Source organism: Nguyenibacter vanlangensis (assembly GCF_038719015.1).
GTDB classification, from domain to species: Bacteria; Pseudomonadota; Alphaproteobacteria; order Acetobacterales; family Acetobacteraceae; genus Gluconacetobacter; species Gluconacetobacter vanlangensis.
This window is the reverse complement of record NZ_CP152276.1, coordinates 931,246-950,290: the sequence shown is the minus strand read 5'-3', so window position 1 is coordinate 950,290 and position 19,045 is coordinate 931,246. Positions and strand designations below refer to the sequence as shown.

Below are 19,045 nucleotides of genomic sequence, written 5' to 3'. Positions count from 1 at the left end.
TACCAAGCCGAACACTCCGTTACACGGGCTTGCGGTAGAAGGGCGGTAGACCATTTAGCGGTGAAGGCAGGAGTGTCGCATGGCTTCGATCGATTGGCGCCCCTTATCCGAACTGTCCGCCCTGAACGCGCACGAGTTGGATTTCCGCCCGGGCAAGGCGCAGGGTGGCCTGTCCGCGTCGCGCCGGACGAAGCAGCGCCTGGGCCAGATCGTCGCGACCTGCGCCATGGGGGCGTGGGTGCTGCTGGCGGTCGTGCCCGTGGTGGTCGTCATCATGGCGATCGGCGGCTGAGGCGCCTCGGCGGGCCCCTGTCGGGCCCGCCGTAATTCGGATCAGGGCACCAGCACGGTGGCGCAGGCGGTGCAGGCGATGCCTTCCTCGCGGCCGGTGAAGCCCAGCCGTTCGGATGTCGTGGCCTTGACGGAGATCCGGTCGATCTCGACCTCCAGCAGGTCGGCCAGGCGCTGGCGCATCGCCTGGGCATGCGGGCCGATCTTGGGCCGTTCGCAGATCAGCGTCACGTCGGCGTTCACCAGCATGCCGCCGCGTTCGCGAATCCGCTGTCCGGCATGGACCAGGAAGCGGGCGCTGTCGGCGTCCTTCCATTCGTCCTGGCTGGGCGGGAAATGCCGGCCGATATCGCCCTCGGCCAGCGCGCCGTAGATCGCGTCGCACAGCGCGTGGATGCCCACGTCGGCGTCGGAATGCCCGGCCAGGCCGCGATCGTGCGGCACCTGGATGCCGCACAGGATCAGCGGGCGGTTTTCGGCGAAGGCATGGACGTCGTAGCCGACGCCCGTGCGCGGCAGCAATGTCGGACCGATCAGGCGTTCCAGCCGCATGAGATCCTCCTTGTAGGTCAGTTTGATATTGTCTTCCGAGCCGGGCACCAGCGCCACGGTGTGGCCGGCGGCCTCGAGCAGGGCGGCGTCGTCGGTCGCGTCGCACGCCGCGGCACCCCGGTGCAGGTCGCGCAGCAGCGCGAAGCGGAAACCCTGCGGCGTCTGGGCGCGGTACAGGTCGTCGCGCGGTACCGTGCCGTCGATCAGCCCGTTGCGCCCGCGCTTGATCGTGTCGGCCACCTGGACGGCCGGAATCGCGCCGGGGTGATGGGCCAGCGCGGCGATGACCGCCCGCGTGACCTCGGCCGGCACATAGGGCCGCGCGCCGTCATGCACCAGCACCAGGTCCGGGCGGGCGTCCGGCGGCAGGCGGTCCAGCGCCTCGAGCCCCGCGCGGACGCTTTCCTGGCGCGTGGCGCCGCCGGGCACGGGCGGCAGGACGTCCAGGCCGGTCAGGGCGTCCGCCAGGGCGGCCGGGTCGCCGACGGGCTGGAGCAGGCCGACATGGGGAAGCAGGGCGTCCGCCGCGTGGCGGATGACCGGCCGGCCGGCCAGCGTCAGATACTGCTTGGCGACCGGGGATGCCGCGGTGGCGCTGAAACGGCGGCCGGCACCGGCGGCGAGAAGGATGGCTGCAACACGCATGGCGGAGCAATGGGGCGCCAGGTTTCCGCCGTCAAGCGCAACCGAGGCCGCATGGGCGAATTTCGGAAGCGGGATGCGCGCGGGATGCTGCCATCGCGATTGCGTGACGCGGAGAGTTTATATACTGTGCTCAAATCCTAAGCATCTATGCTGCATTTTTTATCCATTCGGGATGCCGCGCGATGTGCCGGGTTTGGAATCTGACAGCCCAAGCGGGGATCATGCCGTCCATGTCGTCCGAATTGCTGCGCCCCATCGATCTGGGTGGGGGGGTGGTGTTGCGCACCCCGGTCATCCTTGCGCCGATGTCGGGCGTGACGGACCTGCCGTTCCGTCGGCTGGCGCGGCGGCTGGGGGCCGGGCTGGTCGTGTCCGAGATGATCGCGTCCTGGGCGATGGTGCGCGAAAACGACGCCACGCTGCGCATGGCCGAGGTCGCGGACGAGGAGGGGCCCAACGCCGTCCAGCTTGCGGGGTGCGAGCCCGAGGCGATGGCGCAGGCGGCGCGGATCGCGGTCGATCGCGGCGCGGACATGGTCGACATCAATTTCGGCTGCCCGGTCAAGAAGGTCGCGGTGGGGCAGCAGGCGGGATCGGCCCTGATGCGCGACGAGGCCTTGGCCGGCCGGCTGCTGGAGGCGGTGGTGCGCGCGGTCGACGTGCCGGTGACGCTGAAGATGCGCATGGGCTGGGACCATGCCAGCCTGAACGCCCCGGTGCTGGCGCGGATCGCCGAGCGGACCGGCATCCGCATGGTCACGGTGCATGGGCGCACGCGGCAGCAATTCTATACCGGCACCGCGGACTGGGCCTTCGTCCGGCGGGTGAAGGACGCGGTTTCGCTGCCGGTGATCGTCAATGGCGACATCCTGACGGTGGAGGACGCGCGCACCGCGCTGGCGCAGTCGGGGGCGGACGGGGTGATGATCGGGCGGGGATGCTATGGCCGGCCGTGGTTCCCGGCCCAGGTGGCCCGGGCGCTGGGCACGGGCGAGGCGGTCCCCGATCCCGATCTGGCGACCGAGAAGGCGATCGTGCTGGAACATTACCATATGATGCTGTCGCATTTCGGGGCGCATCCGGGGCTGCGCCTGGCGCGCAAGCATGTGTCGTGGTACTCGGCCGGCCTGCCGGATTCGGCGCATTTCCGGGCCGCGATCAACCGGGTGGACCAGGCCGACGTCGCGATCGGGATGATTGCCGATTTCTATGACCGGCACATCGCGGCGGGTTCGCGCCGCGAGCGATTCGGCGCGGCGGGCGGCCGGGGCATTGCCGACCAGGGCACCGCCGAGGCGGCGTGAGGACGACGATGTCCGTCCATGGCGCCGCGGAAGCCGTGCTTGCGCCGCCCGACGGAGGGGCGCTGCTGGATGCGATGCCGATGCCGGTCATGTTGGTCGGTGCCGATAATCGCGTCCGTCACGTCAACAGCGCGGCCGAGCCGTTCTTCGGTGCGTCCAGCCCGCATCTGGTGCAGATGGGGCTGGCCGATCTGCTGGCCGCCGACCATCCGATCTTCCTGCTGGTCGAGCAGGTGCGGCGCGACGGGGTCACCATCGCCGAGCATGAGCTGACGCTGGACGGCCCGCGCCTGCACCGCACCGGCATTACCGTCCAGGGCACGCTGGTCGCCGAGGAGCCGGGCGGCGTGCTGCTGACCTTCCACGATTCCTCGGCGGCGCGGGCGCTGGACCGGCAACTGACCTTTCGGTCCGCTGCGCGCAGCGTGTCGGGCATGGCCGCCATCCTGGCGCACGAGGTCAAGAACCCGCTTTCGGGGATCCGGGGCGCGGCCCAGCTTCTGGAAAGCTCGGTGGGCGAGGGCGATCGGGAACTGGCGGTGCTGATCCGCGACGAGGCCGACCGGATCCGCGACCTGGTCGAGCGGATGGAGATGTTCAGCGACAAGCCGCTGGAACGCCGCCCGGTGAACATCCATCGCGTGCTGGAGCGGGTGCGGATGCTGGCCGAGCAGGGTTTCGCCAGCGGCGTGCGGATCGTCGAGGAGTATGACCCGTCGCTGCCGCCGGTCTGGGGCAATCGCGACCAACTGGTGCAGGTGCTGCTGAACCTGGTCAAGAACGCGGCCGAGGCCATCATGTCGGGCAACCAGGGCTCTGGTCACCCAGGCTCTGGCAACCAAGGCTTGGGCGGCGAGATCATCCTGGGTACCGCCTATCGCCACGGCGTGCGCCTGGCGGTGCCGGGCATGGAGCAGCGGGTCGAGCTGCCGCTGGTCGTTTCGGTGCGCGACAGCGGCCCGGGCATTCCCGAAAGCATCCGCCCGCATCTGTTCGAGCCGTTCCTGACCACCAAGGCCGGCGGCAGCGGGCTGGGGCTGGCGCTGGCGGGCAAGATCATCGACGATCATGGCGGCGTGATCGAGATTGACAGCCGCCCCGGACGGACCGAGGTGCTGCTGCACCTGCCTGTGGTGGCCGAGGGAAAGGACGCGCCCTGATCGCCAAATATGTGCTCGCCAAATCCGCGTCCCGTATCCGCGCATCCTTCGCCGCCGTGATTTTCGTTCCGAGAGATTGAACCCCGCATGCCCTTGCCGACCGTTCTTGTCGCCGACGACGATCGTTCCATCCGCACCGTGCTGAGCCAGGCGCTGGGGCGGGCGGGCTACCAGGTCCGTACCACGGCCAATGCCGCCACCTTGTGGCAGTGGGTCGAGGAAGGCGAGGGCGACCTGGTCATCACCGACGTGGTGATGCCCGACGAAAACGGCCTGGACCTGATCCCGCGCATCAAGCGCGCGCGGCCGGACCTGCGCGTGGTGGTCATGAGCGCGCAATCCACCCTGATCACCGCCGTGAAGGCGGCCCAGCGGGGGGCGTTCGAATATCTGCCCAAGCCCTTCGACCTGAAGGAATTGCTGTCGGTGGTGGAGCGTGCCCTGGCGTCGCCGGCCAGCGCGCTGCCCGAGCCCGCGCCCGCCGATGCCGACGAGCGCATGCCGCTGATCGGCCGTTCGATGGCGATGCAGGACATCTATCGCATCATCGCCCGGCTGACGACGTCGGACCTGACGGTGATGATCAACGGCGAGAGCGGCACGGGCAAGGAACTGGTGGCGCGGGCGCTGCATGATTACGGGCGCCGGCGGGGCGGGCCGTTCGTGGCGGTCAACATGGCGGCCATTCCGCGCGAACTGATCGAAAGCGAGCTGTTCGGCCATGAGCGGGGTGCCTTTACCGGCGCCACCAACCGCACGCCCGGAAGGTTCGAGCAGGCCGCCGGCGGCACCCTGTTCCTGGACGAGATCGGCGACATGCCGCCCGAGGCCCAGACCCGGCTGCTGCGCGTGCTGCAGGAGGGCGAGTTCACCACCGTGGGCGGTCGCCAGCCGATCCGCGCGAATGTGCGCATCGTCGCCGCCACCCACCGCGACCTACGCCAGGCGATCCGCGCCGGCACGTTTCGCGAGGACCTGTATTACCGGCTGAACGTGGTGCCGATCCGCCTGCCGCCGCTGCGCGAGCGGGCCGAGGACATCCCGCTGCTGGCGCGGCATTTCCTGGATCGCAGCCGCGAGGACGGGCTGCCGGTCAAGATGCTGGCCGAGGGCGCGGTCGAACGGCTGCAGGCCGGCCGCTGGCCGGGCAATGTGCGCGAGCTGGAAAACCTGATGCGCCGGCTGGCCGCGCTGTATCCCCAGGAGACGATCACCGCCGAGCTGATCGATTCCGAACTGGCCGAGACGTCGGGCGACCTGCCGGGCGAGGCGCCGCAGGCGGCGTCGCAGGAGCCGCTGGCCGATGCGGTGGCGCGCCATATCCGCCATTTCCTGTCGTCGGGGCAGGACGGCATGCCGCTGCACGACATCTATGACCGGGTGATCGCCGAGGTCGAACGGCCGCTGATCCAGATGACGCTGGCCGCCACGCGCGGCAACCAGATCAAGGCCGCCGCCATGCTGGGGCTGAACCGCAACACGCTGCGCAAGAAGATCCGGGACCTGGAAATTCCAGTCGTCCGGGGCGTAAGCTGATACCCGTGCCGGCGGCGCCGCGTGCCGAGCGTCCGTCGCGCCGGACGGGCGTGATGCGCGGGCTGTTTTCCGTGCTGGCGCGGCGCAATGTCGCGATCACCCTGGTCGCGCTGGCGCTGTGTTTCGGCGTCGCGACCTTCGTGGTGCTGTCGGGCGGCATGTCCCTGACGCATTATCCGCGCGTCCAGGCGCTGATCTTCATCCTGAACTTCCTGGTCCTGCTGCTGCTGGCGCTGGCGCTGGCCGAGCGGGTCGGGCGGGTGCTGGCCGAACGGCGCAGCGGCCTGGCGGGGGCGCGGCTGCATGTCCGGCTGGTGACCCTGTTCGGCATCGTCGCGGCGGCGCCCACCATCCTGGTCGGCACCTTCGCCGCCGTGTTCTTTCATTACGGCATCCAGATCTGGTTCAGCGACCGGGTGAATACCGCGCTGAGCGAGGCGCTGGAGGCGTCGCACGGCTATCTGCAGGAACATAACGCCAATATCCGCACCGAGGCGTTCTCGCTGGCCAACTACCTGGCCAGCGCGGCCAACGGCCTGGAAGGGTCGGGGTCGGACCTGATGCACGACCCCGAGGCGCTGGACCAGATCCTGGATTCCCAGGCGACGCTGCGCGGCCTGAACGAGGCGGTGATCTATGACCCGCTGACCAACACGGTGGTGGCCTCGGGCGGGCTGATGAGCCATCCGGGCGACATGCAGGCCCTGCCGCCGCCTTCGGCCACGCTGATGGCCCGCACCAACGAGATCGCGATCCTCGATTCGCCCGACGAGAAGACGGTGCGCGCGGTGATCTCGCTGGGCGATACGCCGCCGCTGATGCTGGTGATCACCCGTCCGGTCGATCCGGTCATTTTGGACCATATGCACCGGACCGAGCGCGTGGTGGCCGATTATCAGCGGCTGAACCGCAACCGGTCCAAGATCCAGTTCACCTTCGTGATGATCTTCGCGCTGGTCGGGCTGCTGGTCCTGTCGGCGGCGGTGCTGGTCGGGCTGGTGCTGGCCAACCAGATCGTCCGCCCGCTGGGGCTGCTGATCCTGGCGTCGGAGCGGATCAGCGACGGCGACCTGAAGGTGCGCGTGCCCGAGGGGCGGCGCGACGACGAACTGTCCAGCCTGTCGCGCGCCTTCAACCGCATGACCGACCAGCTTGCCAGCCAGCGTTCGGAACTGATGATCGCCAACAGCCAGATCAACGAGCGCCGCCGCTTTACCGAGGCGGTGCTGTCGGGCGTGTCGGCCGGGGTGATCGGGCTGGACGCGCAGCAGGTCATCGAACTGCCGAACCGCGCGGCCGGCATGCTGCTGCACCAGGACCTGGAGGCGGCGGTCGGGCGGCGGCTGGTCGAGGTGGTGCCGGAATTCGCCCCGATGCTGGACGAGGCGGCGCGCGCGCCCGACCGCGTCTGGACCGGCGAGGTCCAGGTGGGTGCCGGGGCGCGGGCCTGCACCCTGCTGGTGCGGATCGGCGCCGAGGCGCGGGGGACCGCATCGGGCTATGTGGTCACGTTCGACGACATCACCGAGCTGCAGGCCGCGCAGCGCAAGGCGGCCTGGGCCGACGTGGCGCGCCGCATCGCGCATGAGATCAAGAACCCGCTGACCCCGATCCAGCTTGCGGCGGAACGGCTGAAGCGCCGCTTCCTGCGCGAGATCACCTCGGACCCCGAGACGTTCAGCCAGTGCGCGGACACGATCGTGCGGCATGTCGGCGATATCGGGCGCATGGTCGATGAATTCTCGGCCTTCGCGCGGATGCCGCAGCCGATCATCCGGCCCGAGGACCTGTCGCGCATCGTGCGCGAGGCGCTGGTCCTGCAGCGGACCGCGCATCCCGAGATCCGCTACGAGACGGACCTGCCCGACCACGGGCCGGTGGTGGCGTGCGACCGGCGCCTGCTGGGGCAGGCCCTGACCAATTTGTTGCAGAATGCGACGGACGCCATTGCAATGGTGCCAAAAGACGGGGATGCTGCGCAGGACCCGGCCGGTCCTGCCGGGACTGTCCGGATTGTCTTGCGGATCGAGAGGGCGGCGGCGCAGCTTTCGGTGGCCGATGACGGCATCGGCCTGCCGGAGGAAGACCGGCAGCGCCTGACCGAGCCCTATGTGACCCATAAGCCGAAAGGGACCGGCCTGGGGTTGGCGATCGTCAAGAAAATCATGGAAGATCACGGCGGGAGCATCCGTCTGGAGGACCGGCCGGACGCGAGGGGAGCGGTTTCGATTTTGATATTGCCTGTAAAGGACGACCATGGGGCATGAGATCCTGATCGTCGATGATGAGCCCGACATCCGGCTGCTTGTCGACGGTATCCTGCGCGACGAAGGCTATGAGACGAGGCTGGCGGGGGATTCGGATTCGGCGATCAGCGCGTTTCGGGCCCGCAGGCCATCCCTGGTGATCCTGGATGTGTGGCTGCAGGGTTCGCGGCTGGACGGGCTGGGCATCCTGAAGGCGATCCAGGGCGAGGAGCCGGCCGTGCCCACGATCATGATCTCGGGCCACGGCACGATCGAAACCGCGGTCGCGGCGCTGCAGCACGGCGCCTATGACTTCATCGAGAAGCCGTTCCAGTCCGACCGGCTGCTGCTGGTCATCCGCCGCGCGCTGGAGGCGTCGCGCCTGGCGCGCGAGAATGCGGAACTGCGGCTGCGCGCCGGGCCGGAGACGACGCTGTCCGGCGACAGCTCGGTGATCGCGGGGGTGCGCAACCAGATCGAGCGGGTGGCGCCGAGCGGGTCGCGCGTGCTGATTTCGGGCGCCGCGGGCTCGGGCAAGGAGGTGGCGGCGCGGATGATCCATGCGCGCTCGCGCCGGGCGGATGGGCCGTTCGTCGCCCTGAACTGCGCCACCCTGGCGCCCAACCGGTTCGAGGAGGAACTGTTCGGCATCGAGGGCATGCCCGACGGCAGCGGCCGGCGCACCGGCGTGCTGGAACGCGCCCATGGCGGCACGCTGCTGCTGGACGAAGTGTCGGACATGCCGATCGAGACCCAGGGCAAGATCGTCCGGGCCCTGCAGGACCAGAGTTTCGAGCGCGTGGGCGGGGCGTCGCGCGTCAAGGTCGATGTGCGCGTGCTGGCGGCGACCAATCGCGACCTGCAGGAGGCAATCGCCGCCGGCCGGTTCCGCGAGGACCTGTATTACCGCCTGGCGGTCGTGCCGCTGCGCGTGCCCAGCCTGCGGGAGCGGCGGGAGGACATCCCGGCCCTGGCCAGGATGTTCCTGCGCCGCGCGGCGGAAAATGCCGGCCTGCCGCTGCGCGAGCTGTCGGGCGACGCGATCGCGGCGCTGCAGAGCTATGACTGGCCGGGCAATGCGCGCGAACTGCGCAACCTGATGGAAAGGCTGCTGATCATGATGCCGGGGAACGGCACCGATCCGATCCGCGCCGAAATGCTGCCGCCGTCGGTGGGGCAGGGGGCGCCGGCCTTGCTGAAATTTGATCCGGCCGCCGATGTGATGGGCCTGCCGCTGCGCGAGGCGCGGGACCTGTTCGAAACCCAGTATCTTCAGGCGCAATTGCTGCGATTCGGCGGCAATATCAGCCGTACGGCGGGCTTTGTGGGCATGGAGCGCAGCGCGCTGCATCGCAAGCTGAAGCAGTTGGGGGTGACCTCGGACGACCGTGGGGGCGGATGAGGTTTTGCCCCGCGGGTAAGGGCCTGCTAGAAAAGAGCATTCATATATTTCCGGCGGATGCGGCGGCCTGATGCGGCCCTCGTCCCTGCCCACAGAAAAAGTAAGGCCCAACCGTGGCAAAAGAAGCAACACAGAACGTTCAGGACGTTTTTCTCAACCATGTCCGACGCTCCAAGACGCCGGTGACGGTGTTCCTGGTCAACGGCGTGAAGCTGCAGGGCATCATTACCTGGTTCGACAATTTCTCGGTGCTGCTGCGGCGCGACGGGCATACGCAACTGGTCTACAAGCATGCGATCAGCACGGTGATGCCGGCGACCCCGGTCGTGCTGTTCGAGCCCTCGCGCAGCGAGGGGGCGGCGACGGAGCTGGCGGACAAAGACCTGGCGGGGGATGCCGATCTCCTCTGACGGTCCCGTGAGCCAGTCCGCGACGCGGGCCGCCGTCATCCTGCCCTGGGAGCGGCCGGATCGTCAGGAAGAAGTCCGCGCCGCCGAGGCGCGGCTGGAAGAGGCGGTGGGGCTGGCCGCGTCGATCGGCCTTGTCATCGTGCGCAAGGCGGTGCTGCTGCTGCGCGCGCGCCGTCCCGCCACCCTGCTGGGCAGCGGGCAGGTCGAATCGCTGCGCGCGGCGGTCCAGGAGGACCGGGTGGCCGTGGTGGTGGTCGATTCGCGGCTGACGCCCGTGCAGCAGCGCAACCTGGAGCGCGCCCTGGGCTGCAAGGTCATCGACCGTACCGCGCTGATCCTGGATATTTTCGGTGAACGCGCGGCGACCAAGGAAGGCGCGCTGCAGGTCGAACTGGCGCACCTGGAATATCAGCGCAGCCGGCTGGTCCGCACCTGGACCCACCTGGAACGCCAGCGCGGCGGCTTCGGCTTTCTGGGCGGGCCGGGCGAGACCCAGATCGAGGCCGACCGCCGCATGATCGGCGACCGGATCGTGCGCCTGAAGCGCGAGCTGGAGCAGGTGCGCCGCACGCGCGGCCTGCACCGGGCGGCGCGGCGGCGCGTGCCGTTTCCGGTCGTGGCCCTGGTCGGCTATACCAATGCCGGGAAATCGACGCTGTTCAATGCCCTGACCGGCGCCGCGGTCTATGCGCAGGACCAGTTGTTCGCCACGCTGGACCCGACGATGCGCGGGCTGCGCCTGCCGTCGGGGCGGCGGATCATCCTGTCCGACACGGTGGGGTTCATCAGCGACCTGCCCACCGAACTGATCGCGGCCTTCCGCGCAACGCTGGAGGAGGTGGCCGAGGCGGACATCATCCTGCATGTCCGCGATATCTCGCACCCCGACAGCGCGGCCCAGCGCGCCGACGTGGAGGACGTGCTGGAGGGCATGGCCAAGGGCGGCACGATCGAGGAGGATTGGCGCCGCCGGGTGATCGAGGTGCAGAACAAGGCCGACCTGATCGGCGGGCCTGCCGCCGTGCCGCCGCGCGAGGGCGGCGTCGTGATCTCGGCCATGACCGGTGACGGGCTGCCCGACCTGCTGGCGGCCATCGATTCGCGCCTGACCGAGGCGATGGAGACCGTGCGCTATACGATTCCGGTGCGCGACGGCGCGACGCTGGCCTGGCTGTATGCTCATGGGGAAGTGACGTCGCGCCGGGACGGCGAGCAGGATATCGTGGTCACGGTCCGCCTGCTGCCCGCCGACCGCGCCCGGTTCGAGACGCAGAGCGGCGAACGCGACCCTCCGGCGCGCGAATCCGCCGGGTGACCGGTGTCCCGCCCGAGAGATCCTTATGAGAATCTCCCGGACCAGCGGGCCGCTAGATATTGGTTCTGGCCAGAGAGAATGACATGACGGGCCCCATTTCGGTTGGGCATATGCGTGCCGTGATCGCGATCATGCGCAAGGCGGCGGCCCGGCAGATCATGCCGCGTTTTCGCCAGTTGGACGCGGCCAGCATCCGCAGCAAATCCACCAAGCTGGATGTGGTGACGGCCGCCGACGAAGCGGCCGAGCACGAGATGACCGGCGCATTGCTGCGCCTGTCGCCGGGGGCGGTGGTGATCGGCGAGGAGGCGGCCTGCGCCCGGCCCGACCTGCTGGACACGCTGGGCGATGCCGCGCTGGCCTATGTGGTCGATCCGATCGACGGGACGGCGAACTATGCCGCCGGGGTGCCGCTGTTCGGCGTCATGGTCGCGGTCGTGGCGCGGGGCGAGGTCGTGGGCGCGGCCATTCTGGACCCGGTCTGCGACGTCGCCGCCCTGGCGGTGCGCGGACAGGGCGCGTGGCTGGCCGGTGCCGACGGCGTGGAGCGGACCATGTCGTGCGCGGCGCCCCTCCCGGCGCGGGAGATGTGCGGGAACGCGTCCTGGCGCTATCTGCCGCAGCCGATGCGCGACGCGGTCGCGCGCAACCTGCCCCGCCTGATGGGATCGTGGGATTTCCGCTGCGCCGCGCACGAATATCTGATGCTGGGCGACGGCAAGTGCGATTTCCTGCTCTTCAACCGGACGCTGCCGTGGGACCACCTGGCGGGCTGGCTGATCCATCGCGAGGCCGGGGGGTATTGCGCCCATTTCGACGGCACGCCCTATCGGCCCACCGACCTGGATGGCGGGTTGCTCTATGCCCCGGATCGCGAGAGCTGGCTGGAATTGCGGGCGCTGCTGCTGGACGCCGCCTGAGCGGAGCGGGCAGGCGGACCGGACAGGCGGAGCGGGCAGGCGGACCGAGGTCGGGCGGGACGGCCGGGCAGACCCGGCCGTCCGGGGGTGGTCACTCGGACCGGGCGGTCCGCTCGCGGCGCTTGACCTCCTGCCAGCCGGCCTCCATCTGATCCAGGCTGCTGTCGCCCGGGGCCAGGCCCTGGCGGGCGAGGTCCTGCTCCATGGCGGTGAAGCGGCGGGTGAATTTGGCGTTGGCGTGCCGCAGGCAGGCCTCGGGGTCCAGGTCCAGCTTGCGTGCCAGGCTGGCCAGGGTGAACAGCACGTCGCCCAGTTCGTCGGCGAGGCGCGCGCGGTCGCCGCCCGGCAGTTCGGCCTTCAGTTCCGCGATTTCCTCATCGACCTTGTGCGCGACCTCGTCCGCCGTGGACCAGTCGAAGCCGACCCGCGCGGCGCGGGCGGAGAGCTTGCGCGCCCGCAGCAAAGCGGGCAGGGCGGCCGGAATCCCGTCCAGCGTGCCGGACTCCCGCCGGGCCAGCCTTTCCTGCGCCTTTCCGTCCTCCCATTGGCCGGGCCTGGCCGGCGCGTCGCCGAACACGTGGGGATGCCGGCGGATCATCTTGTCGCCGATCATCGTCGCCACGGTCGCGAAATCGAACCATCCGGCTTCTTCGGCCATGCGCGCGTGATAGACCACCTGCAGCAGCAGGTCGCCCAGCTCGTCGGGCAGGGCGGCCCAGTCCTGGCGGGCGATCGTGTCCTCGACCTCGTACGCTTCCTCGATCGCATAGGGGGCGATCGAGGCGAAATCCTGTTCGCGGTCCCAGGGGCATCCGTCCTTCGGGTCGCGCAGGCGGGCCATGATCTCGATCAGGCGGGCGATCGCGTGGGCGGGGTCGGGCATCGGGCGGGTTCCTTCGGAAGATTCGGGCGGCGCGTTCCTGGCGCATTCTTACGGGCCTGGGACAGAATGGCATAGTTTCCGCGGGAAGCGGACGGGCTGGCTGGGCGGGCAGGGCGGGACTATAGTCGCGCTCCCCGGACGGCGGGGCAGCGGGAACGGACGGATCATGGGCGAGCAGGCGACACTCTTCATCGACGGCGAGGCGGGCACGACGGGGCTGGGCATTCGCCAGCGCCTGGCCGCCCTGCCGGTGACGGTGCGTTCGATCGATCCCGTGCTGCGCAAGGATGCCGGCGCGCGCTATGACATGATGTGCGCGGTCGACCTGGTGGTGCTGTGCCTGCCCGACGCGGCGTCGCGTGAGGCGGCCGGCATGGTCGAGGCGATCCGGGCGGAGGGGCGTGCCGCGCCGCGCCTGCTGGATGCCAGCACGGCCTTTCGCGTCGATCCGGGCTGGACGTACGGCTTTCCGGAGATGGACCCGGGCCAGGCGGCCGCGATCGCCGCGTCGTCGCATGTCGCGAACCCCGGATGTTATCCGACCGGGGCGATCGCGCTGTTGCGCCCGCTGGTGCGGGCGGGGATCATGGCGCCCGATTTTCCCGTCACCATCAACGCGGTCAGCGGCTATAGCGGCGGCGGCCGGGCGGTGATCGAGGCGCACGAGCATGATGACGGCCCGGCATTCGAGCTGTACGGGCTGGGCCTGGCCCACAAGCACCTGCCGGAAATGACCCGCTATGCCGGCCTGACGCGCACGCCGCTGTTCGTGCCCTCGGTGGGGCATTTCCCCCAGGGGATGATCGTGTCGATTCCGCTGCATCTCGACATGCTGGCGGGCCGGGTCACGGGCGAGGACCTGCGGGCGGTGCTGACGGATCATTTCTCCGGTTCGGACCGGATCGCCGTGGCCGATGCCCAGGATACGCTGTCGGCCGATACACTGGCCGGCACGGACCTGATGGAGTTGCGGGTCCATTGCAACGAATCGCGCCGCCAGGCGGTGCTGACCGCGCGACTCGATAATCTGGGCAAGGGGGCGTCGGGGGCGGCGATCCAGAATATCGCCCTGATGCTGGGCCTGGCGTCGCCCGCGCCGCGCGCCGCCTGACGCGGTCGGACCTTTCCCCAACCCGCCTGGCGTCGGGCGGGTCGTAACGTGTTTCAACAGGGCTAAAATCACGTCCTGCCTATTTCCACGACGATGGACAGGTTTCCCCGTTCATCGTTGGACATAGTCCGGGTGTTATATTGAGCAGGCCACCCGACAGAGGGGGCGCCCAGACTAGCACGGTGGCGCTTCCACGCTACCCGCACTTTGCCACGGGGCCACGGGGCCCGGTGAATCGCCCGTTCGCCATTTGCCACGCTCGCCCATTTGCTGGTAAGCAACGCCGCAGGCGAGAGTGACGGAATGGTAGACGTAGTCGGCTCAAAATCGACCGCCGCAAGGCATAGGGGTTCGAGTCCCCTCTCTCGTACCACCGTTTCCGGACAGGATGATGTCTTCTCTCCCTGCCAATCTCGCCCCGGATGATCTTTCCCCCGATGATCTCGTCCCGGGCAATTCCGTCGTCAGGCCGGGCCGGCGGCCCGGTAATCCCTGTTTTTCCTCGGGGCCGTGCGCCAAGCGGCCGGGCTGGTCGCTGGACGCGCTGTCCGGCGCGCTGCTGGGCCGGTCGCATCGGGCGGCCGAGGGGCGGGCGCGGCTGAACGAGGTCATCACCCGTTCGCACGCCCTGCTGGGCATGCCGGCGGACTGGAAGCTGGGGATCGTGCCGGCCTCGGATACCGGGGCGGTCGAGATGGTGCTGTGGTCGCTGGTCGGCCGGCGCCCGGTGGATGTCCTGTCCTTCGAGAGTTTTTCGGCCACCTGGGCCAACGACATCGTGGCGCAGTTGCAGGCGCCCGGGGCGCGGGTGCTGCAGGCCGAGTACGGCAGGCTGCCGGACCTGGCGCGGATCGACTGGTCGCATGACGTGGTGCTGGCATGGAACGGCACGACGTCGGGGGTGCGCATTCCCGACGGGTCCTTCATCCCCGACGAACGCGAGGGGCTGGTGATCTGCGACGCGACCTCGGCGGCGTTCGCGATGGACCTGCCGTGGGAGAAGCTGGATGTCGTCACCTGGTCCTGGCAGAAGGTCCTGGGCGGCGAAGCCGCGCACGGCATGCTGGCCCTGTCGCCGCGCGCCGTGCGGCGGCTGGAGGAGACGCCGCCCCCGCGGCCCCTGCCCAAGATCTTCCGCCTGACCGAGAAGGGCAGGCTGATCGAGGGGATCTTCCGCGGCGACACGATCAACACGCCGTCGATGCTGTGCGTCGAGGACGCGCTGGACGGGCTGCGCTGGGCGGAGTCCATCGGCGGCCTGCCGGCGCTGGTCGCGCGCAGCCGGGCCAACCTGGATGTCGTGTCGGAGTGGGTCGCGCGATCCGGCTGGGCGGCGTTTCTGGCCGAAAATCCGGCCGAGCGGTCCAGCACGTCGATCTGCCTGACCATCGTGGCGCCCTGGTTTCGCGCGCTGGACGCGGCGGCCCAGGCCAAGGCGGCCAGGCGGCTGGCGGCGGTGCTGGAGGATGAGGGCGTCGCGCTGGATATCGGCAGCTATCGCGATGCGCCGCCCGGCCTGCGCCTGTGGGGCGGGGCCACGGTCGAGGCCGGCGACCTGCGCGCGCTGATGCCCTGGCTGGACTGGGCCGAGGCCCTGGTGCGGTCCGAATTCGCCTGATCGGCGTCCTGCCCGTTTTGCGGGCATGACGAATGGCGGCGACAATGATATAGGCGCGCGCATGACGGACGATCCGCCCTTCAATCCCGCCCTGCTGCCGGCAGGCTTTGTCGACCTGCTTCCGACGGATGCCGAAGCCGAGGCCGCCGGCATGGAAGATCTGATGCGGGTCTTCGCCAGCCACGGCTATAGCCGCGTCAGGCCGCCGCTGCTGGAGTTCGAGGAGACGCTGCTGAGCGGGTCGGGGGCGGCGGTGGCCGAGCAGGCCTTTCGCCTGATGGACCCCGACACAAGGCGGATGATGGCGCTGCGTCCGGACATCACGCCGCAGATCGCGCGCATCGCCGCGACGCGGATGGCCGATGCGCCGCGTCCGCTGCGCCTGTCCTATGCCGGTCCGTGCGTGCTGGCCGGCGGCGGCGCGCGGGAAAGCGACCGGCAGATTTCCCAGGCGGGGATCGAGCTGATCGGTCCGGATTCGCCCCAGGCTGATGCCGAGATCGTGGCCCTGGGCGCCGAAGGGCTGGCGGTGCTGGGTGTGCCGGGCGTGTCGTTCGACCTGACGATGCCGTCGCTGGTGCCGGCGCTGATCGGCGAGGGCGGCTATGGCCCCGCCGACCGGCAGGCGCTGATGCGCGCCCTGGACCGCAAGGATTCGGCGGCGGTGGCGCGGCTGGCCGGCGGGCTGGCGCCGGTGCTGACCGACATGCTGCACGCGGCCGGCCCGGCCGCGCGGGCGCTGGAGGTGCTGGGCGCGCTGAGCCTGCCGCCGGCGGTGCGCGCGCTGGGCGACCGGCTGGCCGCGACGGTCGCGGCGATCGAGGCCCGGGTGCCGGGGATCCGCCTGACCGTCGATCCGGTCGAATTCCGGGGTTGGCGCTACCATACCGGCGTCTGCATGACCGTCTATGCCCATGGCCAGCATGCCGAGCTGGGGCGTGGCGGGCGCTATATCTCGAATAATGACGAGCCGGCCTGCGGCCTGACCCTGCGGCCCGAGGCCCTGCTGCGCGCCGCGCCGCCGCGCGCGGGGCGGGTGCGGGTGTTTCTGCCCGCCGGCACCGACCCGGCCTTCGCGGCCCGGCTGCGGGCCGAGGGGTATGTGACGGTCGATGCCCTGGCCCAGGTGGCCGATCCGGACGCCGAGGGGCGGCGCCTGGATTGCGCGCTGATCGCCTCGGGCGGGGGTGTCGCGGCGCTGGACTGACACGCCTCGCCGATCGCCCTTTCGCGGCCGTTGCGGCCGGCCGCCCGTTGTCCACCACCTCTATCCTACTGGCCTTGAGCCCACTGCCTTTGAACAAGGAGCACCTTATGTCCAACGTCACCGTGATCGGCGCCCAGTGGGGTGACGAGGGTAAGGGAAAGATCGTCGACTGGCTGGCCAGCCGGGCCGATATCGTCGTCCGCTTCCAGGGCGGGCACAATGCCGGCCATACGCTGGTGGTCGGCAACCAGACCTATAAGCTGTCGCTGCTGCCTTCGGGCCTGGTGCGGGGCAAGATGGGGGTGATCGGCAACGGCGTGGTGGTGGACCCCGAGGCGCTGCTGTCCGAGATCGACCGCGTGACCGCCCAGGGGCTCGACGTGTCGCCCCGGACCCTGCGGATTGCCGAGAATGTGCCGCTGATCCTGCCGGTGCATGCCGCGATCGACCGGGCGCGCGAGGAAGCCCGCGGGGCGCGCAAGATCGGCACCACCGGCCGGGGCATCGGCCCGGCCTATGAGGACAAGGTGGCCCGCCGGGCGATCCGGCTGTGCGACCTGGCCGAGCCCGAGACGCTGGACTGGAAGCTGGACGAACTGCTGCTGCATCACAACACGCTGCTGGCCGGGCTGGGCGCCGCGACCTTTACCAAGGAGGCGCTGCTGGCGCACCTGAACGGGCTGGCGCCGCGCATCCTGCCCTATATGGAGGCGGTGTGGGACCTGCTGGACGATGCGCGCCGGGCCGGCCGCCGCGTGCTGTTCGAGGGCGCGCAGGCGGTGATGCTGGATGTCGACCACGGGACCTATCCGTTCGTCACCAGTTCCAACACGATCGCCGCCAACGCGGCCACCGGCAGCGGTGTCGGCCCGGGCAGCGTGGGATTCGTGCTGGGGATCGCCAAGGCCTATGCGACCCGGGTGGGCGAGGGGCCGTTCCCCAGCGAACTGCATGACGAGACGGGCCGAACCCTGGGCGAGCGCGGCCACGAGTTCGGCACCGTCACCGGACGGCCGCGCCGCTGCGGCTGGTTCGATGCGATGCTGGTGCGGCGCGCGGTGCGGGTCGGCGGGGTCAACGGCCTGGCGCTGACCAAGCTGGACGTGCTGGACGGGCTGCCGGAGATCCGCATCTGCGTGGGGTATGAGCTGGACGGCCGGACCATCCGCAGCTTCCCGTCCGCGCCGTCGGCCCAGGCGCGGGTCAAGCCGGTCTATGAGACGATGGAAGGCTGGACCGAGACGACCTATGGCGCGCGGTCGTGGGTCGACCTGCCGGCTCAGGCGATCAAATATGTCCGCCGGATCGAGGAGCTGGTCGAAGCGCCGGTCACGCTGCTGTCCACCAGTCCTGAACGCGACGACACGATCCTGGTGCGCGACCCGTTCGAGAACTGACGGAGCGGCAGGCGGGAGGGGGAGCCCCTCCCTCCGGCTTCAGCCTGCCTGCAGCGCCTCGCGATGGGCGTCGACTTCGGCCTTCATCGCCGCCTGCACCTTCTCGAAGGCCCGGACCTCGATCTGGCGCACCCGCTCACGCGAGATATTGTAGGTGTGGGACAATTCCTCGAGCGTCGCGGGTTCGTCCTTCAGGCGGCGCTCGGTCAGGATATGCCGCTCGCGCACGTTCAGCGTCTTCAGCGCATTGTCCAGCAGGGCCTTGCGGCCGCTGAATTCCTCGCTTTCCGCCAGGGTCTGTTCCTGGTTGTCGTGCTCGTCGACCAGCCAGTCCTGCCATTCGCCTTCGCTGTCGGCGCGCAGCGGGGCGTTCAGGCTGTGGTCCGGCGCCGACAGGCGGCGGTTCATGTTGATGACGTCCTGTTCGGGCACGCCCAGCGAGGCGGCGATCTGGTTGACCTGCTCGGGCTTCAGGTCGCCGTCGTCGATGGCCTGCATCTGGCCCTTCAGCCGCCGCAGGTTGAAGAACAGCTTCTTCTGCGCGGCCGTGGTGCCCATCTTCACCAGCGACCAGCTATGCAGGATATATTCCTGGATCGCGGCGCGGATCCACCACATGGCATAGGTCGCCAGGCGGAAGCCCCGGTCGGGATCGAAGCGGCGCACCGCCTGCATCATGCCGATATTGCCTTCGCTGATCAGTTCGCCCAGCGGCAGGCCGTAGCCGCGATAGCCCATGGCGATCTTGGCGACCAGGCGCAGATGCGACGTGACGAGCGCGTGCGCGGCTTCGGAATCGCCCTTGTCCTTCCAGCGTCGCGACAGGCGCTGTTCTTCCTCGGGCGAGAGCATGGGAAATTTGCGGATGTCCTGAAGATACCTTGACAGGTTGGATTCAGGACCAACATTCAGAACGGAAGAGGCCATGGATCGGACTCCTTTGTCCGGGAGGTCTGGTGCGCCCTGGATGTCCTACGGCACATCCGTGAAAGGGTTCCCTGACTTGTCCCGCATGACGCGTGGATTGGACATTACGTCCCCGTGTGGC

16 protein-coding genes and 1 tRNA gene are annotated in these 19,045 nt (G+C 69.5%); 14 read left to right on the top strand and 3 right to left on the bottom strand.

All coding sequences use genetic code 11. The features are described from left to right. Nucleotides 1–79: 79 nt before the first annotated feature. On the top strand, nucleotides 80–292 hold the full coding sequence (locus tag AAC691_RS04400; protein ID WP_342629075.1) for a hypothetical protein: 213 nt from the start codon (nucleotides 80–82) through the stop codon (nucleotides 290–292). A gap of 41 nt (nucleotides 293–333) precedes the next feature. On the opposite strand, the gene AAC691_RS04395 is transcribed toward AAC691_RS04400, so the two are convergent. Next, nucleotides 334–1,488 carry a bifunctional 2-C-methyl-D-erythritol 4-phosphate cytidylyltransferase/2-C-methyl-D-erythritol 2,4-cyclodiphosphate synthase gene (locus AAC691_RS04395; protein WP_342629074.1) on the bottom strand — a complete coding sequence of 385 codons (1,155 nt, stop codon included), beginning with the start codon at nucleotides 1,486–1,488 and terminating at the stop codon, nucleotides 334–336. Nucleotides 1,489–1,718: 230 nt separating this feature from the next. On the opposite strand from AAC691_RS04395, the gene dusB reads away from it, so the two are divergent. From dusB to AAC691_RS04355, 8 genes are all read left to right on the top strand, one after another. Then, a complete protein-coding gene (dusB, locus tag AAC691_RS04390; RefSeq protein WP_342629073.1) occupies nucleotides 1,719–2,792 on the top strand; it encodes a tRNA dihydrouridine synthase DusB in 1,074 nt (357 codons plus the stop codon). Between the two features lie 8 nt (nucleotides 2,793–2,800). Next, complete coding sequence (locus AAC691_RS04385; protein ID WP_342629072.1) at nucleotides 2,801–3,952, top strand: ATP-binding protein; 1,152 nt, start codon at nucleotides 2,801–2,803, stop codon at nucleotides 3,950–3,952. An 87-nt stretch (nucleotides 3,953–4,039) separates the two neighbouring features. Beyond that, complete coding sequence (ntrC, locus tag AAC691_RS04380) at nucleotides 4,040–5,488, top strand: nitrogen regulation protein NR(I) (protein WP_176640068.1); 1,449 nt, start codon at nucleotides 4,040–4,042, stop codon at nucleotides 5,486–5,488. Between the two features lie 53 nt (nucleotides 5,489–5,541). Next, nucleotides 5,542–7,755: a PAS domain-containing sensor histidine kinase gene (locus tag AAC691_RS04375; RefSeq protein ID WP_342630144.1), complete on the top strand. Its 2,214-nt coding sequence runs from the start codon at nucleotides 5,542–5,544 to the stop codon at nucleotides 7,753–7,755. Beyond that, nucleotides 7,745–9,136: a sigma-54 dependent transcriptional regulator gene (locus tag AAC691_RS04370; RefSeq protein ID WP_323991339.1), complete on the top strand. Its 1,392-nt coding sequence runs from the start codon at nucleotides 7,745–7,747 to the stop codon at nucleotides 9,134–9,136. Before AAC691_RS04375 ends, AAC691_RS04370 begins: the two co-directional genes overlap by 11 nt. Nucleotides 9,137–9,249: 113 nt before the next feature. Then, complete coding sequence (gene hfq / locus AAC691_RS04365; RefSeq protein ID WP_176641315.1) at nucleotides 9,250–9,546, top strand: RNA chaperone Hfq; 297 nt, start codon at nucleotides 9,250–9,252, stop codon at nucleotides 9,544–9,546. Continuing rightward, nucleotides 9,530–10,861, top strand: a complete 1,332-nt coding sequence (gene hflX, locus AAC691_RS04360; RefSeq protein ID WP_342629071.1) for a GTPase HflX — start codon at nucleotides 9,530–9,532, stop codon at nucleotides 10,859–10,861. Before hfq ends, hflX begins: the two co-directional genes overlap by 17 nt. Nucleotides 10,862–10,944: 83 nt before the next feature. Then, complete coding sequence (locus AAC691_RS04355; RefSeq protein ID WP_323991337.1) at nucleotides 10,945–11,781, top strand: inositol monophosphatase family protein; 837 nt, start codon at nucleotides 10,945–10,947, stop codon at nucleotides 11,779–11,781. A 91-nt stretch (nucleotides 11,782–11,872) separates the two neighbouring features. On the opposite strand, the gene mazG is transcribed toward AAC691_RS04355, so the two are convergent. Beyond that, nucleotides 11,873–12,664 carry a nucleoside triphosphate pyrophosphohydrolase gene (gene mazG / locus AAC691_RS04350; RefSeq protein ID WP_342629070.1) on the bottom strand — a complete coding sequence of 264 codons (792 nt, stop codon included), beginning with the start codon at nucleotides 12,662–12,664 and terminating at the stop codon, nucleotides 11,873–11,875. 166 nt (nucleotides 12,665–12,830) lie between these two features. On the opposite strand from mazG, the gene argC reads away from it, so the two are divergent. The 5 genes from argC to AAC691_RS04325 all read left to right on the top strand — a co-directional run bounded on the left by argC (nucleotide 12,831) and on the right by AAC691_RS04325 (nucleotide 17,997). After that, entirely contained in the window at nucleotides 12,831–13,775 is a 945-nt protein-coding gene (argC, locus tag AAC691_RS04345) for an N-acetyl-gamma-glutamyl-phosphate reductase (protein WP_342629069.1), read from the top strand. Between the two features lie 289 nt (nucleotides 13,776–14,064). Further along, nucleotides 14,065–14,148, top strand: a tRNA-Leu gene (locus AAC691_RS04340). Nucleotides 14,149–14,163: 15 nt separating this feature from the next. Further along, entirely contained in the window at nucleotides 14,164–15,393 is a 1,230-nt protein-coding gene (locus AAC691_RS04335; protein ID WP_342629068.1) for a phosphoserine transaminase, read from the top strand. Nucleotides 15,394–15,454: 61 nt separating this feature from the next. After that, nucleotides 15,455–16,600, top strand: a complete 1,146-nt coding sequence (locus AAC691_RS04330) for an ATP phosphoribosyltransferase regulatory subunit (RefSeq protein WP_342629067.1) — start codon at nucleotides 15,455–15,457, stop codon at nucleotides 16,598–16,600. Between the two features lie 107 nt (nucleotides 16,601–16,707). After that, nucleotides 16,708–17,997: an adenylosuccinate synthase gene (locus AAC691_RS04325; RefSeq protein WP_176640869.1), complete on the top strand. Its 1,290-nt coding sequence runs from the start codon at nucleotides 16,708–16,710 to the stop codon at nucleotides 17,995–17,997. A 39-nt stretch (nucleotides 17,998–18,036) separates the two neighbouring features. Here AAC691_RS04325 and rpoH read toward each other — a convergent pair whose 3' ends face one another. Further along, the gene (gene rpoH, locus AAC691_RS04320) at nucleotides 18,037–18,924 is read right to left on the bottom strand and encodes an RNA polymerase sigma factor RpoH (protein WP_176640868.1); all 888 of its coding nucleotides are present in this window, start codon (nucleotides 18,922–18,924) and stop codon (nucleotides 18,037–18,039) included. Nucleotides 18,925–19,045: the final 121 nt, after the last annotated feature.